The organism is Pseudooceanicola profundus (assembly GCF_054919315.1).
The window spans coordinates 3,510,836-3,527,731 of the sequence record NZ_CM142898.1 but is presented as its reverse complement, the minus strand read 5'-3'; the positions used below and the strand labels follow the sequence as shown (position 1 = coordinate 3,527,731).

Annotated in this window: 11 protein-coding genes; 5 read left to right on the top strand and 6 right to left on the bottom strand. The window is 70.9% G+C overall.

The window, feature by feature from the left end; genetic code table 11:
* The first annotated feature begins 170 nt into the window (after positions 1–170).
* The gene (locus tag ACX9MO_RS16190) at positions 171–1,406 is read left to right on the top strand and encodes a polysaccharide biosynthesis/export family protein (protein WP_462212582.1); all 1,236 of its coding nucleotides are present in this window, start codon (positions 171–173) and stop codon (positions 1,404–1,406) included.
* 238 nt (positions 1,407–1,644) lie between these two features.
* On the opposite strand, the gene ACX9MO_RS16185 is transcribed toward ACX9MO_RS16190, so the two are convergent.
* From ACX9MO_RS16185 to ACX9MO_RS16170, 4 genes are all read right to left on the bottom strand, one after another.
* Positions 1,645–2,880, bottom strand: a complete 1,236-nt coding sequence (locus ACX9MO_RS16185; RefSeq protein WP_462212581.1) for an Hsp70 family protein — start codon at positions 2,878–2,880, stop codon at positions 1,645–1,647.
* Between the two features lie 235 nt (positions 2,881–3,115).
* Positions 3,116–5,683 (bottom strand): hybrid sensor histidine kinase/response regulator, encoded by a 2,568-nt coding sequence (locus ACX9MO_RS16180; protein WP_462212580.1) that lies wholly within the window; start codon positions 5,681–5,683, stop codon positions 3,116–3,118.
* Between the two features lie 51 nt (positions 5,684–5,734).
* On the bottom strand, positions 5,735–6,247 hold the full coding sequence (locus ACX9MO_RS16175; protein ID WP_462212579.1) for a putative pterin-binding protein: 513 nt from the start codon (positions 6,245–6,247) through the stop codon (positions 5,735–5,737).
* 475 nt (positions 6,248–6,722) lie between these two features.
* On the bottom strand, positions 6,723–8,129 hold the full coding sequence (locus ACX9MO_RS16170; RefSeq protein ID WP_462212578.1) for a WecB/TagA/CpsF family glycosyltransferase: 1,407 nt from the start codon (positions 8,127–8,129) through the stop codon (positions 6,723–6,725).
* Positions 8,130–8,532: 403 nt separating this feature from the next.
* On the opposite strand from ACX9MO_RS16170, the gene ACX9MO_RS16165 reads away from it, so the two are divergent.
* The 4 genes from ACX9MO_RS16165 (at position 8,533) to ACX9MO_RS16150 (ending at position 13,133) form a co-directional block, all read left to right on the top strand.
* Positions 8,533–9,144, top strand: coding sequence for a response regulator transcription factor (locus tag ACX9MO_RS16165; protein WP_222489633.1), 612 nt, complete (start codon positions 8,533–8,535; stop codon positions 9,142–9,144).
* Positions 9,145–9,660: 516 nt separating this feature from the next.
* A complete protein-coding gene (locus ACX9MO_RS16160) occupies positions 9,661–11,223 on the top strand; it encodes a GumC family protein (RefSeq protein WP_462212577.1) in 1,563 nt (520 codons plus the stop codon).
* 321 nt (positions 11,224–11,544) lie between these two features.
* Positions 11,545–12,966, top strand: coding sequence for an O-antigen ligase domain-containing protein (locus ACX9MO_RS16155; protein ID WP_462212576.1), 1,422 nt, complete (start codon positions 11,545–11,547; stop codon positions 12,964–12,966).
* The gene (locus tag ACX9MO_RS16150; RefSeq protein WP_222489632.1) at positions 12,915–13,133 is read left to right on the top strand and encodes a hypothetical protein; all 219 of its coding nucleotides are present in this window, start codon (positions 12,915–12,917) and stop codon (positions 13,131–13,133) included. The genes ACX9MO_RS16155 and ACX9MO_RS16150 overlap by 52 nt, the downstream gene beginning before the upstream one ends.
* Before the next feature lie 481 nt (positions 13,134–13,614).
* On the opposite strand, the gene ACX9MO_RS16145 is transcribed toward ACX9MO_RS16150, so the two are convergent.
* Both ACX9MO_RS16145 and ACX9MO_RS16140 read right to left on the bottom strand, forming a co-directional pair.
* Positions 13,615–15,255, bottom strand: coding sequence for an OpgD/OpgG family glucan biosynthesis protein (locus ACX9MO_RS16145; protein WP_462212575.1), 1,641 nt, complete (start codon positions 15,253–15,255; stop codon positions 13,615–13,617).
* Between the two features lie 195 nt (positions 15,256–15,450).
* On the bottom strand, positions 15,451–16,722 hold the full coding sequence (locus ACX9MO_RS16140; protein WP_462212574.1) for a glycosyltransferase family 87 protein: 1,272 nt from the start codon (positions 16,720–16,722) through the stop codon (positions 15,451–15,453).
* Positions 16,723–16,896: the final 174 nt, after the last annotated feature.

The window sequence follows — 16,896 nt, the reverse complement described above, 5'->3', positions numbered from 1 at the left end:
TAACAGCGCCCCGCCCGTCCCGCTTCCGCGCGGGCGGCGAGCCGGCACGCCCCAAAGGTCAGCGCCCTATCCCCTTGGATAGGCGGTGCGATCCGCCCGCGCGTTGGACGGCGGAGGGCGCCGCGCGGTATCCAGGGCACAGATATTCACGCCCATCAGAGGAGGCAGCCATGCCCCGCAAGACCATCGGAAAGGCCCCCGTGAAGGGTCTCGCCCTGATCGCGCTCGGCGCGCTGGCCGCCTGCGCCGCACCGCCCCAGGCGCGCAACATGGAACCCGTCGCACAGGGCGACGGCTACCAGGCCCAGTACCGGGAGTTCGAAGTCAGCCGGAATGCCGTGAGCTTCCTGCGCGCGCCGGACATGAACGCCGCCAAGTGCCGCCCGCCCATCGGCGGGGCCGCGTACACCGGCGGCGGCAAACTGGACGGCGACGCCTATGCGCTGCGCGGCGAGTTGCTCTCGCGCGGGGATCTCGTCGACTTCCGCCTGCCGCAGGACGAGACCTTCTCGGGCGATTACGTCGTCTCGCGCGATGGCACGCTGAAGCTGCCCTTCCTGTCCCCCATCGCCGCTGCCGGTCGCCGCCCCGAGGCCGTCGCCAACGACATCCGCCGCGCCCTCGTCGCGGGCGGGCACTACGGGAGCGAGCCAGTGACCTCGCTCCTGATCCTCGACTTCGCACCGGCCCGCGTCGCGGTCTCCGGCGCGGTATTCGAGCCCCATCCGATCGATATCGGCGGCGTCTCGGGCGACCAGGTGGACAGCCGGCGGCAGGCCGCCTTCGGGGCCTCGACGGAACAGCGCAACCTCTCGGTCGCGCTGCGCAACGCGGGCGGCATCCGGCCCGATGCGGATCTCTCGGCGGTGAAGCTGACCCGCGCGGGGCGGAACTACACGCTCGACCTGCGCGGTGCGATCCGGGGCGAGATGTTCGAGGACATCATGCTGATCACAGGGGACGAGATCCACGTGCCCTCCCGTGGCTGCTTCCAGGATGACCTCGTGGTGCCCGGCCCGATCAGCCCGCCCGGCGTCTCGCTCTTCCTGTCGAACCTGACCCAGCCCGCCACCGGCAACGCGATCTCGGCCATCGGCCAGACCGTGCGCGAGGTGCCCTACGGCACCCGCTACATGCAGGCGGTGGTGGATGCGAACTGCGTCGGCGGGGCGCGGGTCTCCAGTGCCGCCCGCTCTGCCGCGCTCTTCTCGCGCAACCCGGTGACGGATGTCTCGGTGGTCATCGAGCGGCCCATCGAACAGATGCGCGCCCGCGCCGACCGGGACGACTACGACCCCTACCTGCTGCCGGGCGACAGCATCGCCTGCTATGACAGCGGCATCACCAACGTGACCGAGATCGGCCGCGTTCTGGGGGTGATCGGCGCGGTGGCGATGCTGCCCTGAGCGGGTGAGATAAAAGAGGCTGGCGGCGGGGTTCCCGTCGCCAGTTTCGTTTGTGTCAGGGGGTGCAGCGCGGGACGCCTGAGAAGCGGGCCTCGGGACGGGCGCGTTCAGGACGGGCACCCCATGGCTGGCCGCATCGGAACGGGCCACACCGGACCGCGCCGCTCGGGGCGGTTCATTCCGTTGGAGGCCGCCCTATCGGACAGCCCATGACCGCCGTGGGCGGCTCCCCCGCCCCTCAGCCCCGCCCGACCGCGAGGGCCAGACCGTCCACCACCGCCGTGAAGGCCTCGGCGCTGCGCAGCTCCGCGCCCGGCATCAGAGCGCGGGCCTCGCGCGCAACGAACCCCATGAGGCTGGAGCCACCGACAAGGATGATGTCCTGCACCTCCTCCGCGCGTACACCCGCCCGGGCCAGCGTCTCGACCATCGCCTCGCTCAGGGCGGCGCCATGGGGCGCCATGGCGGCGTCGAGCCCCGCCACCGTCACCGGCGCGACAAGGCCCTTCTCGATCTCGCCCATGCGGATCTCGCCCGTGCCCCCGGGCCCGTTGGCCGCGATCTTGCCCTTCTCCACCGCGAAGGCGAGGCCGTGGCCCAGTTCCTCCTCCACCACAACTCGGAAGCGCTCGATCTTCTCGGGCTCCACCGCGAGGCGCAGCATGTCCTTGGCCAGGCGCCGGGTCTCGGGCGTGTAGACGAAGGGGATCTTGGCCCATGTGGCAAGGTCGACGTAGGGCGCGCGGGGCACAGGCAGCAGGCCGCTGCCCATCTCGCGCCGCAGTTCCGAGCCGAGGCCGAGCAGCGGCATGGCATGGGTGAGCGAGACCGACTGGTCGAAATCCGTGCCGCCGAGGCGGATACCGTGGCTGGCGATGATCTCGGGCTGGTCGGCGGAGGTGCGGAAGACGGTGAAGTCCGAGGTCCCGCCGCCGATGTCGACGATCAGGCCGAGCCGCGCGCCGCCCGCAAGGGCGTGGCTGGCCAGCACGGCGGCCTCGGGTTCGGGCAGGAAGTCGACCTGCTCGAACCCGGCGGCGAGGTAGCAGGCCCTCAGGTCGGCCTCCGCCTGCGCGTCCTTCTCGGGATCGTTGGAATGGAAATGCACCGGACGGCCCGAGAGCGCGCGGCGGAAGGTCAGCCCGGTGGCGGCCTCGGAGCGGGTGCGCAGTTCGGCGAGGAAGGCGGTGATCACCTCGGCCAGCGTGCGCCGCTGCCCGCCGATCAGGCGCTTTTCATGCAGCAGCGGCAGGCCGAGCACGCTTTTCAGCGCACGCATGTAGCGCCCCTCCTCGCCCGCGATCAGCGCCTCTGCGGCGGCGGTGCCGATGCGCATCCCGCCGCTTGCGGGGAAGAAGACCGCGGTCGGCAGCGTGTCGCCGCCGCGCTCGATCGGGATGCGGTAGATGCCGCCATTGTAGGGCAGCGCCACGGCCGAGTTGGAGGTGCCAAAATCGATTGCCAGACGGTCCATGCCATGCCCCCTTCTGCGGAAAGGTCCCGGCTTACGGGGAAGCCGGGCGAGGTGCAAGCGGGAAGCGATGGACGGCTGACAGGACGGCCCGGAGGGGACCCGTGCAGGGCCCTGACGGGACCGATCCGACGGCCCCGGGACCTGCATCAGAGCTCACCGCCTCACGCGGGCGACCGGGGGCCCGATGCCCCGCTCATGCCTCGTCCGGGCCGGGGTCGCCTCGACGACAGGTCCGTCAGGCGGCCGCGCGCCAGTGCTCCAGCTCGGCGCGGGTCTCGGCCCAGAGGGGGCCAAGCGCCGTCAGCGCCTCCTGCTGCACCGGCTGGCCCTGTTTCGCGTGGGTCTCGATCGCGGCGAGGGCCGCGCGCAGTGCCCCCAGACCGAAGGCCGCGCAATTGCCCGCGCATTGGTGCACCGTGGCCGCCAGGGCCGGATCGTCTGGCGCGGTGACGACGAGGGCGTCGATGGTGGTGTCGATCTCGGCCACCACGCGGGCCAGCATCTCGTCGCGCCGCGCCTCGGGCAGCCCGTCCCAGAGCGTGCCGATCTGCGCCCGGTCCAGCAGGCCCTGCGCCCGGGGCGCGGCAGGCGCGGTGGGGCGCACCGCCCCCTCGTCCACCGCCGCGGCCAGCGTGCGCAGCAGCTCCGCCCGGTCGATGGGCTTGGCGATGCAATAGTCGATGCCCGCGGCCCGGAACGAGGCGATCTCCTCCGGCAGCGCATGGGCCGTCACCGCGATGATCGGGCGCTCGGCCGAGGCGCCGCTGCCGGCCCGGATGCGCCGCGCGGCCTCGGGCCCGTCCATCACCGGCATGGAGATATCCATGAGGATCGCGTCAAAGGCGCGGCTCTCGGCCCATTCCACGCCGGCACGCCCGTTCACCGCCTCGGTCACGGCGTGGCCCTCGGCCTCCAGCATCTGGCGCGCGACGAAGCGGTTGATCTCGTTGTCCTCCACCAGCAGCAGGTCCAGCGGCCGCAAGGCGGGGGCTGCGGGCTCTGCCGCCTCGGCCTCCGGCAGGGTGGCCTCTGCCCCCACGGGAATGCGCAACCAGAAGAGCGAGCCTTCGCCCGGTTCGCTTTCCACCCCGATCTCGCCGCCCATGAGCTTGGTCAAACGCCGCGCGATGCCAAGGCCGAGGCCCGTGCCGCCGGCCTGACGGGCGTAGGAGCTGTCCAGCGTCTCGAAGTCGTGGAAGATCCGCTCGATGTTCTCAGGCGCGATGCCGATGCCGCTGTCGATGACGCGGACTTCCAGCATCTCGCCCCCCTTCAGCACCTCGACCTCCACGTCGACAGAGCCCCCGCGGGTGAACTTCACCGCGTTGCCCACGAGGTTGAGGAGCACCTGCCGCAGGCGCCGGGCATCGCCCGTGGCCACCGCGCGCGCCGGTCCCGCCCAGGACCAGCCGAGGCTGTTGCCCGCGGCGGAGGCCAGAGGCGCCGCCGTCTCGATCACCCCGTCGAGCAGGCGGGCCACGTCGAAGGGCTTGCGCTCGGCGGTCATCTTGCCGGCTTCGAACTTGGAAAGCTCCAGCACGTCGTTCACCAGCCCCAGCAGCAGGTGGCCCGAACTGTCCATCCGGTCGAGCAGATCGCTCTGCCGTTCGGTCAGGCTGTGATCGCGCAGCAGTTGCATCGTGCCCAGCATCCCGTTGAGCGGCGTGCGCATCTCGTGGCTCATGACGGCGAGGAACTCGGCCTTGGCGCGCTCCCCGGCGAGGGCGCGGTCACGGGCGTCGGTCAGCCCCTCCTCCGCCTGTTTCCGGCGCGAGATGTCGCGGACGTAGATGATGTAGAGCGGCCCGGCCTCGGCCCGCGCGATGGAGAGCTCCGCCGGGAACCGGCGCCCCGCCGCATCGGTAGCGGTGGCTTCGAAGTGGCTCGCCCCCTCGCCCGGCGCGCCGCCGCTTTCGAGGAAGGCCAGCAGCCCGGTGCGCATCCGGGCGGCATCGTCACCGGGGAAGATCAGGTTGATCGCATTGCGGTGCCGGGCCGCCTCGCGGGAATAGCCGAACATCGCCTGCGCGCGCGGGTTGAATTCGCGGATATTGCCGGCGGCATCACTGACGACGATGGCCTCGGGCGAGGTTTCGACGATGGTGCGGGTGCGTTCGCCCGCGCGGCTCAACTCCAGCGCGCGGTACTCGGCAATCCGGGACAGACGCCAGAGCACCCATGCGATCAGCACGAGGCCCGCAAAGAGACACCCCAGCACGGCGGCAAGCGCGATCAGCGTGCGCATGACCCCTTCGCGCCGGGCGTCCGACAGCTCTGCATAGGCCGAGAGCCCGGCCAGTGACAGGGCCCGCACCTCGCCGGAGATCGTGGTGGCGCGTTCTGCGAGGCCCGGCAGGGCCGCCTGCAGCGCGGCATCGGGCCCGTCAATCAGCGGCACCGTGTCGTCGAGGAAGCCCGCGATGCGCTGCCGGGGCGCGACATAGGCCGGGTCCGCGCGCAGGGCGCGGTAGACATCACCGCGCTCCAGCGAGGTGACGCGGCTGTAGAAGATATCGAAGCGGCGCCGGACCTGATCCAGCGCCTCGGGCTCCATCTGGGCGTGTTCCACCGCGAGGCGGAAGCGCAGGAATTCGACGTCGGTCTGGGACAGGCTCCACTGGAGGTTGTCGGAGTTCGCACTGCTGAGCGCCTCGATCTCGCGCAGGACGAAGAGCGCCATTCCCATGACGAGGGCAACGCAGATCACCAGCGTGCCCAAGGCCAGCCCGGCGCGCGCCCGCGACCGGCGGCGGCGCGCGGCAAGGGCCTCTTCGGGCGTCGGCGGGATCACGGGATCAACCATTCAGGGGCAGCCATTCAGGGTTCAGCCTGCGCGGGATCGCGCAGTGCGGGATCAGTCAGCCACCTCGATCCGGTCGAGCTGCCAGATCGCGCGGGAATAGGTCACCTCGTTCTGGAACCCCGGGTTGCCGTCGAAGGGATAGACCACCCAGAGCGGCCCCTTCTCGCGCAGGGACATGGGCGCACCGTTCTGCAGGTAGGCCACGATCGGGCCGCCCTCGATCCAGTCGCTGTCAGGGATCTTCACGGCGTAGTCGTTGACGGCGGTTGCGGCGAGGCTGTCGGCCTCGGCGCCCACGGTCTCCATCAGCGTCTTGAGCGGCACGCCGGTGAATTCCTGCGGGCCCTCGGTCCAGATCGTCGAGGTGGTGAAGGTGACCGGGTCGAGCGTCTCCAGCATGGCGCGGTCGAACAGGGCGGCATCCCCATCGTTGGTCTGCGTGATCTCGCCGGTGATGGTCAGCAGCACCTCGCCCGTGGGGGCGGGCAGCGTCTCGGCCGCAAGGGTCTGCGGCAGGGCGAGGATGGCGAGCGTGGCCATGTGCGTGAGGGTCCGGGCGATCATGTCATGTCCTCCGTGGGGATGCCTTGCGTGAGCGGTGGTGTGCAGCCGTTATCCCATCCTTGGGGCCGCAGGTCGCCAGAGCATCCGGGCAGTGGATATATCCGAACGGATAGGCGGGACGGGATCAAGGGCGTTGTGCGTTGGCGGCAGCTCTGCTTACGCCACCGTGGGGCGGGTCGAGGTGCGTGAAGGGGGCCGCAGGAAGCGGCGGCGCGTGCCCTCAGCCCGCGACGGGGCAGCGGCCTCCACCGTGGCGCTGGTCGAGGTCGAGACGCGTGGAGATGGCCGGGGGACGGGACAACCGCCCCGTCAGCCCGCGGTGGAGGCAGCAGCCTCATGGGGCAACGCAGCAACGCCGCCCCGGGGCACGGGACGGCGCGGCCCGGCCCCACGGCCGGGCTCGTGCTCTCCGGACAGCGGCTCAGGGTCCGAAACACGCAGGGCGGCGGCCCGCTCTTCACTGCGTCTGCGGCGCTCAATAGGCCCCCCGCCCGCCGAGGATCGCGCGGAAGGTCATCGCGATCAGGATCAGGTTCAGAAGCGGCCCACGGGCGCGGACATAGGCCAGGTCCATGTCGATCATCTTGTCAAAGCCGATCTCCGCCCGGCCCGAGACCTGCCAGACCCCGGTCAGCCCCGGCTTCGCCGCCAGCCGGCCAAGCGCCCGCGCAGGATAGGCGGCAACCTCGGAAGGCAGCGCGGGGCGCGGGCCCACCACCGACATCTCGCCGCGCAGGACGTTGAGGATCTGCGGCATCTCGCCGATCGAGAATCGCCGCAGCAGGCGCCCCACCCGCGTCACCCGCGGATCGTTGCGCGCCTTGAAGCAGATCCCGTCCCGGTCCGACTGCGCCAGCAGCGCCGCGCGGCGCGCCTCGGCGTCGACATGCATCGAGCGGAACTTGAACATGGTGAAGGTCCGCCCGTCCCGGCCCACCCGGGTCTGGCGGAAGAAGACCGGCCCGCGGCTTTCGGCCCGGATCGCCGCGGCCACCAGAAGCCCGGCAGGCGCCAGCAGCACAAGCGCCCCGCCCGCAAGGCAGAGGTCCATCGCCCGGGTTACCACCGCCTGCGCCGGGGTCTGGCGAAGCGCCTGCACCGCGGCGCGGGCGAGGAAGACCCCATTGCCCAGGAGATAGCGCCGGGCCATCCGCTTCGGCTCCATCGCCAGCCGCCAGACCCATTCCATCCGCGCCCTGCGCACCGCCGCGGGGGCCCGCGTCACCCGCCCCGCGAGGAAGTCGAAGAGCGCCCCCACCCCCAGGGTCAGGCGGGGCTCCAGCCGGGCGGCATTGCGGGCAAGCCAGAGGTCCTGCAACGGCACCCCGGCGGCGACCAGCAGGATATCGGGACGCGCGGCATTCACGGCGGCGACGGTGGCGGCCTCGTCGGCCATCCCGTCATAGCCGTCGCGCACCCCCACGACCCGCAGGCCGGGGATCGCGAGGCAGAGCCGGTCCGCCGCCGCCTGCGCCACGCCCGGACGCGCGCCCAGCAGGTAGACGCTCATCCCCCGGGCCGCGGCCGTGCGCAGCAGCGCGGGGGTGAAATCGGTGCCGTTCAGGTTCTCGGCGATCTGCTGGCCGGTCATCTTCGCGGCCAGTTCCACGCCGATCCCGTCCGGCAGAACCATGTCGGCCCCGGCCATCGCATCGGCATAATCGTCATCCCGCGACAGGATATTGGCGCAATGGGCGTTGAGGAAGGCAACCCGGCTGCGCCGTCCCGGCACCAGCAACCGCTCGATCACGGCGGGGGTCGTGGCCGAGACGACATCGAGCCCGAAAAGGCGGACCCGGTCGAGACCCGCGCCCGGCGCGGGCAGTGCGGCGGCGGGACGGGCGGCGTGGAAGTCGGCGGGTCGGTGGGCGGCGTAGGTCATGGCGGTCTCCGTTGGGTGAAGGGGGTGCAGTGTCTCTGCCTCCTCGGTGCCCGATCCCGCCCGCCCCGCTCAACATCCCCGGCGGCGAGGCCCGGCGCCCGACCGGATCGCCCGCCCCACCGGAGGCGATAGCCGCTCGCCCAGCGCAGGGCCCGCCCGCCCGTCGGGACCGTGCCTCCTATCCGAAGGTGTATACAGCCCGTCCCTCCGCGCCCTTTTTCTGACACCTTAATGATGTCTTAATGGGCCTGTTTGAGCCCCGGATGCGGTGCGCCGCCGAAGAGGAAAAAAGATGACATTTCAAAATCGAGCAATGGTAGGACAGTCTCAAGAGGCAGGGGCCCGGGAGGCAGGGGCGGGCCGTGCGGCGACGCCCACAAGTGGCCCCGCAAGAGGAGACGGGATGCGCATTCTGATCGCCGACGACCACGAGCTGCTGCGCGATACGCTGGTGCTCTACATCGGCAACGAGGCCGGGCTCGAGACCGCAACCGCAGGTGATCTTGCCGGGGCCGTGGCCTTGCTCGCCGAGGATGCCTTCGATCTCGTGCTGCTCGATTTCACCATGCCGGGGATGAACGGCCTCGACGGGCTCGAACGCGTCATGGCGCTGCCGGGCGATCACCGGGTTGCGATCATTTCGGGCACCGCCAGCCGCGAGGTGGCCGAGCAGGCCCTCGCCGCCGGGGCCGCGGGCTTCCTGCCCAAGACGCTCTCGGCCAAGTCGCTGGTCAACGCGATCCGCTTCATGGCGATGGGAGAACAATATGCCCCCCTCGACTTCATGCGCGCTACCGAGGAGGCCGAGAGCCACCCGCTGGCCGAGATGCTGTCCCACCGGGAGATGCAGGTGCTGGAAGGGCTGACCCAGGGCAAGTCCAACAAGGAGATCGCCCGCGACCTCGACATCCGTGAGCCGACGGTGAAGCTGCACATGAAGACGCTCTACCGCAAGATCGGCGCCGCGAACCGGACGCAAGCCGCGCTGATCGCGAAGGAACAGGGGCTGTTCTGAAGCGACACTGACCGGGGGACCGATCCCGGGCGGCGCGGCTCTCTGCCGTCTCCGCTCTGCCCTGTCTCGGCCCAGCCCTGTCTCGGCTCAACGCCGGTCGCCTTGAGCGCCTCGCGCCGCGGGACCGGTGCCGTGCGCGTCTCTCCAGTCACGCCGGGAGACCATGCCCCTCAGCAGACAGCGGCGGCCCGCTTCCCGCTTCCCGCTTCCCGCTTCCCGCTTCCCGCTTCCCGCTTCCCGCTTCCCGCTTCCCGCTTCCCGCTTCCCGCTTCCCGCTTCCCGCTTCCCGCTTCCCGCTTCCCGCTTCCCGCTTCCCGCTTCCCGCTTCCCGCTTCCCGCTTCCCGAGAGAGCCTGCCCCGCATCCTCCGCGACGCAAGGCGCAAATCGGAGGGATGCGCCCGGCCCGCCTATCCCTCCGGGTAGGCCCCCTCCCCCGCTGGCCCCGCAGGCGATCCGCCCGCGTGTCCCATGGCCGTTCCGCGACGCGCTATGGGTGAGGTCCAAGGAGACCTCCCATGCCCCGAATGTTGACCCGACTGCTGACCCGCTGCCTGTCTCTTCTCCTCCGCATCCTGCGCGGGGCGCTGCGCCGCCTTGTGCGCCTGCCACTGCCGGTGCTGTTCCGCAGCCCGCTGCGGACGATCACCTTCGCCCGGCTGCTGCGGGGCGGGCGTCCGGCCGATGCGGGGCGGCTGCCGCGCTACCTCGGGCTCTTCGCCGTGGGGGCGGTCTGCATCTGGACGCCGATCTCGACCTATCTCTCCACGGCGCCGCTGCGGTACACCTCCGGGCTCTCGCTGATCCTGCCGGGGTCCGGCGCCTCGGCCTCGGTGAACCTCGACCGGATCGGGCAGGCCTCCTCCTTTGCCTCCTCGCCCTATGCGCATTCCTCGGTCAGCCCGACGGAGACCTACAAGCGCCTGCTGGCCGCCGAACGGATCGTCAGCGCGGCCGCCCGCACATTGGCGATGGAGCCGCGCGCCTTTGGCAGCCCCCGGATCGAGCTGGTGGACCAGACCGGGCTGATCCATGTCTCGATCACCGGAAACTCCCCCGAGGATGCCAAGGCCCGGGGCGAGGCGCTGCTGGCGGCCTTCTTCCAGGAGATCGAGGCCCTGCGCACCGATGAGCTGCAGATGCGCGAGAGCGGCGCCGGGGAGGCCATCGGGGATTACCGCCAGTCCGTCCTCGCCACCCGCGACGAGATCTCGCGTCTTCAGCGGGAGACCGGGCTGATCTCTGCCACGCAGTTCGAGGCCCTGGTGGCCGAGACCGATGACCTCGCGCGGCGGGCGGGCGACATGGCCACCACGCTGGCGGATCGCAGCGAGGCCGTGGCCGCCCTGACGCAGGCCCTCGACACCAGCCCGCGCCTCGCGGCTGCCGCGCTGAAGCTGCACGCCGACACCGCCTATGGCGCGCTGGCCCGCGAGATGTCGGACCAGGCCGCGCTGCTGTCGCGCAAGAACGCCACCTTCGGGACCAACCACCCCGAGGTGCAGGCCGCCCGCGCGGCCCATGCAAGGGCCGAGGCCGACGCGCTGGCCCGGGCGGAGCAGATCACCGGCCTGCCCCGCGCGGCGCTGAAGACGCTCGACATGTCCCATGTGGGCAACCGGGCGCCGCTGTTGAGCGATCTGGTCACGCTGGAGGCCGAGCGCGCTGGGCTCGAGGCGGAGCTGGGCAAGACCTCTGCCCGGCTCGAAGCCGCTCGGGCCCGGCAGATGGCCCTGATCGAGCCCGCCGCCCGGCTGGAGGACCTGCAGCGCGATTTCGCCGTGGCCGAGGCGGTCTTTGCCTCCGCCATGGCCCGCACCCAGACCAACAAGGCCGATCTCTTCGCCTCCTATCCGCTGGTGCAGGTGCTCGAGAACCCCTCCCTGCCCGAGACCCCCAGCAGCCCAAGGCGCAAGCTGGCGCTGGCGGCGGGGGTGGCGGCGACCCTCTTCATGGCGCTTGGCTTCCTCCTTGGCTGGATGCGCCGCCCCCTGATCGACAAGCTGCTGACGCCCCGGGACGAGGACCGCCCACGCGGCACCGCGGAAGAGGCCGGTCCCGCCGGGGTGCCCGCGGAATGAGGGCAGTTTGCAAACCACGCGGTGCCGCTTTGCAAACTGCACCCGCGACCCGGGGCGCGCGGCGGCGCGCATTGGGGTCAGGCGCGCGCAGGATCGCGGCCCTGCCCTCGCCCTCATCCACGCCCGCCTCTCGTCGCGCCCTCCCCGTCTCCTCGCTCAACACCCACCGAGGAACTCGCCAAGCGCGCTTCCTTGCTCCGCACCCCTCGTCGCTCGCCTCTCACCTCGCCCCGACCGCGTCCTCGCTCCGCACCCGCCGCTGAGAACACCGCGCCCGCCTCGTTCCCCCGTCTCCTCCCGCTCCTGATCCCGGACCCCGCCATGCCACGTCGTCCCAAGCTCCGCGTCCCGCTCACCCCCGCAAACCTTGCCGAGCGGATGGTCTACAAGACCCTGCGCTGGACATGGCCGTTCTACTTCCTCGGCGCGCTCTATGTGGTGGGGCCGGTGCTGGCCTGGCTGCTGGCAGGGCTTGCGGCGCTGGTGCTCTACCTCGGCCCCGCGATCCGGCCCGAGCTGCGCGCCCGGGGGCCCGTGCCCCCGGTGGTCTGGGGGTGGATCGGCGGCATGGCCGTGATGCTGGTGGCGCTCTGGGTCGGAAACCTCGACTGGGGCCTCGGGGCGAAACAGACGATCAAGTCCTCGATCGGCTGGGCCAAGGGCTGGGCCCTGCTGGCGCTCTTCCCCTTCGCCGGGGCCGTGCTGCCGATCCGGCGCGAGGTGCTGGTGCGCGGGCAGTGCATCGTCGGGCTCTGGACGCTGGCCTTGCTGCCGCTGCTCTTCATCGCGCCGCAGATCGGCCTGCCGGAGCGGATCTTCACCTCGCCACTGAAGGCCATCGGCGGCCCCGGGCCGGAGTATTTCAGCGTCTTCCTCTTCACCTGGGACCCGGCCAGCTGGACCCCCCGGTGGCAGTTCTACGCGCCATGGTCGCCCTTCGCGGCGCTCCTCGGCGTGGTGCAGGTCTGTTTCGCGCTGGAGGAGAAGGACCACCGGTGGCGCAGCATCGGCATCGCGGCGGGCGTGGCGATGATCCTGCTGTCAAAGAGCCGCATGGGGCTGATCGGCCTCGTGGCCTGCACCCTCGGGCCGCGGATGCTGCCGCTGGTCTGCAAGGGCTGGGCCTGGCAGATGGTGGCGGCGGCGACGGCCTCGCTCGCGGTGGTGGGGACCGCGCTGCTGCAGGCGCTCAAGGATGCGGTGAGCGCCTTCAAGGGTGCCCGCGCCGACAGCACCCGCGTGCGCGAAACCCTGCAGCGGATCGCCCGCGAACGCTGGGAGAACGAGGCGGTCTGGTTCGGCCATGGCACCGTCCAGCCCGGGCCGCACATCGTGGAATACATGCCCATCGGCACCCATCACACCTGGTGGGCGCTGCTCTTCGTGAAGGGGCTCGTCGGGCTTCTGGCCTGGGCCGTGCCGATCCTGTGGCAGACCGGGCTGGCGCTCTGGGATGCGGCCCGCGGGCCACGGGGGCGGCTGCCGCTGGCGATCGTCATGACGCTGCTGCTGCTCTCTTTCGGGGAGAACATCGAGATCGAGGCCTACCTGCTCTGGCCCGGGCTGATGATCCTGGGAATCCACGGCGCGGAGCTGCAGGAGGAGGCGCGGGACAAGCGCCGGAAGCGGGCCGCGCGCTCTGGTGCTGCCGGGCCCTTGCCATCGCCTCGTCCCCGGGCCATCACGTCCCCATGTCGGACAGATTCTGCACCCTCGACCGCGCCGGCGGCACCTTCACCCTGACCCTGGGCAGCTGGAGCAACACCTATCCGCTGGACCAGATCGACCAGTGGATCGCCTTCTATCGCTACCAGCGGGATCATTTCCCGAAGTCGCTGAAGAGCTATGACGTGACGATCCAACTGCTGGAGGACGCCCGCAAGGAGCTGGGAGACGGCAAGGCCGCGTAAGGGCAGTTGCGCGGTGGGCTGAGCCGTGAGCCGTGAGCCGTGAGCCGTGAGCCGTGAGCCGTGAGCCGGCCTATGGCTTGGCCCACAACTTGCAACACAATGCGGACCAGAAAAGTACCGCTTCGGCCATCCCTTTCTCCGCCATCCCGCTCTCCGCCATCCCCTACTCCGTCTGCCACGAAGCCGCGCATCGACGGCGTGCGCGGGGGCGATCCGAACCTCTCTGGCTCCCACTTTATGGCAGCCAAGCTCGTCCCTCCCTCGAAAGCGAGCACCCAGCCTCAACCCAAATCGCCGCCGCGTGGGGGCCTGCCTGCGATGCGCGGCGGCCCACGGCCTTGTTCCGCGCGGGTGGTGGTCGGTGACGGGGTGCAGGATCGGGAAACGGACTTACAGGGAGGCGCGTAAGACGCCACCCTCAGGTCTACCCCGGCAGACGCGAGCCGGGGTCCGTCCCGGAGGCCGGAAGCCCCGGAGCCCCTCAGGTGCTCGACGCCAGCAGGTCGCGCAGCTGGCTGGGGAAGAGTTGCAGGATCAGCGTCTCGGTCATCGCCTCGCCCGCATGGTCCACGTAGACGCGCAGGTCGATCGGCGTGTCGTCCTCCGCCGCCAGCATCGAGAAGTCCACGTCGAAGATCGCGCGCCAAGCGTCCTCGCCCACCACCGGATAGGCCGCCTCTCCGCCGATCTGCCCGCGCGAGGCGGTGACGTTGACCGTGGTCTCGGGGCCGCGGCCCAGCCCCTCCATCCCGTGGTTGTCGAAGTCGCAGACCACCTTCACCGTGTCCTTGGGCCGTGGCTGGCCCGGAATGCCCCCCTTGCCGAGGCGCACCGCGCGATAGCGCGCGTTCACCGGCGGCACGGGACAGTCTTCCTTCCAGCTCAGCCGGTAGTTCAGGCGATATTCCCCGCCCGCGGCGGCCGGGCCCGAGGGCTGCCAGAAGGCCACGATATTGTCGAAGGTCTCGTCATCGGTGGGCAGTTCGATCAGCGTGACCGCGCCCTCGCCCCAATCTTCCATCGGCTCGACCCAGGCCGAGGCGCGGCGGTCGTAGAACACGCCATCGTCCTGGTACTCGTCGAAATCCCGCTCGCGCTGCATCAGGCCGAACCCGCGCGGACGCGGTGTGGAGAAGCTGTTGGCCATGACCCGGGGCGGGTTGTTCAGGGGCCGCCAGATCCGCTCGCCGTTGGCGGCGTGGATCTCCAGCCCGTCGCTGTCGTGCACCTCGGGGCGCCAGTCGGCGGCGACGTGGCGGTCATGCTTGCCGAACCAGTACATCGAGGTCAGCGGTGCCAGCCCCAGCCGCTCCACGTCTCCGCGCAGGAAGATATCGGCCGAGATCTCCTGCTCCACCCCGGCGTCCTGCCACGAGCGGATGCGGTAGGCGCCGGTCGCGCGCGGGCTCTCCAGCAGGGCCGAGGTGGTGATGGCGCCGTCCTCGTGCTGTTCGATCCAGAACCGGGTGAAGCGGGGGAATTCCTCGGGCCCGTCGGGGATCGCGGTGTCGAGCGCCAGCCCCCGCACCGAGAGGCCGAACTGCCCGGAATAGCCCGCCGTGCGCCAATAGGAGGCGCCCAGGAAGGCCATCCAGTCCGACCGGCCCTTGGGGTCCTGCACAGAGAACCCCGCGAAGCCCTCGGTCTGGCTGAGCTCGCGCGCCGGGCTGTCGTCGGGGATCGAGAAGAGATCGTTCGAGAAGGGCACCTCGCGCGCCATGCCCGCGTCGACGGCATAGATATGCACCGGGTCCTGGAAGTAGCGCCCGGGGTAGAAGAAATGCACCGGGTTGTCGCCGGCCCGTTCGGCCCAGAGCGCCCGGTCCTTGCGGAAGCGGATCTGCCCGTGGGCGTCATAGTCAATCCGGTCGAGGATCGTCGCCTCGGGCTTGGCCATCGGGAAATAGCCCCCCTGCGCAAGATTGCGCGCCAGCTCCCGCAGGGCGTCGAAGGAGAAGGGCTGTGCCTCGCCCAGGGGGATGCCCTGCGAGACCACGTTGCCGGTGGCCCGCGCCACGTCCGGAAGCAGGAAGAACGCCCCCGCCCCGAGAGCAGAGGCCATGAGGGCACGGCGTTGGGGGTTCTCGATCTCTTGCGAGGGCTCCTGCGAGGGCTGTGGCATCGGGGTCTCCTGGGGCGGATTGATATGCGTGCCCGGTAGGTTGGGCCGCGCCCGCGACTTGGCAAGCGGCCCCCATCCGAATGGGCAGAGCTTTGCCGCTTTTCACCGGATCGGGGGGGTATTCCGGCGCTTTCGAAGGCAAAGCGCAGACGCCCCGCTTGCGGGGCCGCGGTCTGCCATGCGCGGCACGCGGGATCAGCCCTGCGTCGGCTGCAATCGCAGGGCCTCCAACGGCGCGGTGCGAAGCACCGCCAGCGTCAGGCTTCCCGTCACCCCGAGCCAGCCGAGCGACCAGAGCGCCCCGGCCCCCGCAAGGCTGCCGCCCTGCCCGGCCAGCACCAGCGCCATCACGAGGCTCGGCAGCGCGGTCAGCCAGCCCAGCAGGATCAGCATCCGCGCCGTCCCGTCCCCGATCCGCCCGGCACAGAGCGGCAGCAGCAGCGCCAGCGTGACGCCGAAGATCGGCACGTCGTAGTCATAGGCATAGGGCGAGATCAGGAAGCCTGCCCCAAGGGCGAGGGCCAGACCCACCCGCGGGTCCGCCCCCCGCGCCCGGCTGTAGAAGAGCCCTGCGACCAGCAGAAGTGCCACCGCGAGATGCAGAGCCAGTGCCCAATCCGCCGTGCCCCCGCCTGCTGCGCCCCAGTCCCCCGGCCCCGCCATCGAGGCCAGCCCCGCGAAGACCGAGACCATGCGGAAGAACGGGTAGACGCCAAGCGCCATGAAGCTGCCGGACTGCGCGGCCCCTTCGCGGAAGGCCGGCCAGATCGCCGGGCCGAAGGCCAGCGTCGCCAGCCCCAGCATCAGCGCGAGTGTGACCGCAGCAAGGCCCAGCAGCCGCCACTCCCGCCGCCAGAGCAGGTAGACCAAGAGGCCGAGGAAGAAATGCGGCTTGGCCGCCAGCAGCGCCAGCACCGGACCGGCCCAGAGCCGACGGCGCGCGGAGGGCGCCCCGCGCAGATTGACGAACAGCGCCAGGAGACCGCCGAAGAAGAGCCCGTTCTGCCCGGTCTTGAGGCAGACGAGGATCGCGGGCGTCAGCATCAGCGTGACGAGGAGAAACCGTGCCCCCGCCAACCTGCGGATCTGGACGAGGAAAAGCACCAGCGAACCGGTGCTGAAGAGCCCGTAACCCGCCCAGGCCGGCAGCAGCGCCAGCGGCGCCACCAGCAGGTTGTAATGTGGCGGATAGGTCCAAGGCAGGAAGATATCCCTGCCGAAGGCCTCCTGCTGCAGCGGACGGAAGGCGGCGCCGTCGTAGGCCTGCGGCATCTCTTCGCGCCATGCCAGCTGACCGGCGAGGCGGAAGACGTCGAAATCCAGCAACGTGCCCGAGGGACGCGCCGCCGGGGCCGGCCCCAGTTGCCATGCGGTCGCGGCGATCAGCAACACGAAGAGCGCCCCAAGCGCCAGCGCGAGGGGCCGGCTGCGGGCCAGGGCCTCTGAAAGATGCGTGGGTCTCGGCAAGGGGCCCCCTTCGGCGGCTCTGCTCCGGTTCGTCTCTTTCATCTCCGCCACAGGTTACGCAGCGTGATTAACCATGTCGACGGCGCCGGTCCCGACCCCTGCCGAGGCGGGCCCTGTGTTGCCGAATGGCTGCGCAGACCGCTCCCCTCCGCGCCAAGGCGCCCGGATCTGGCC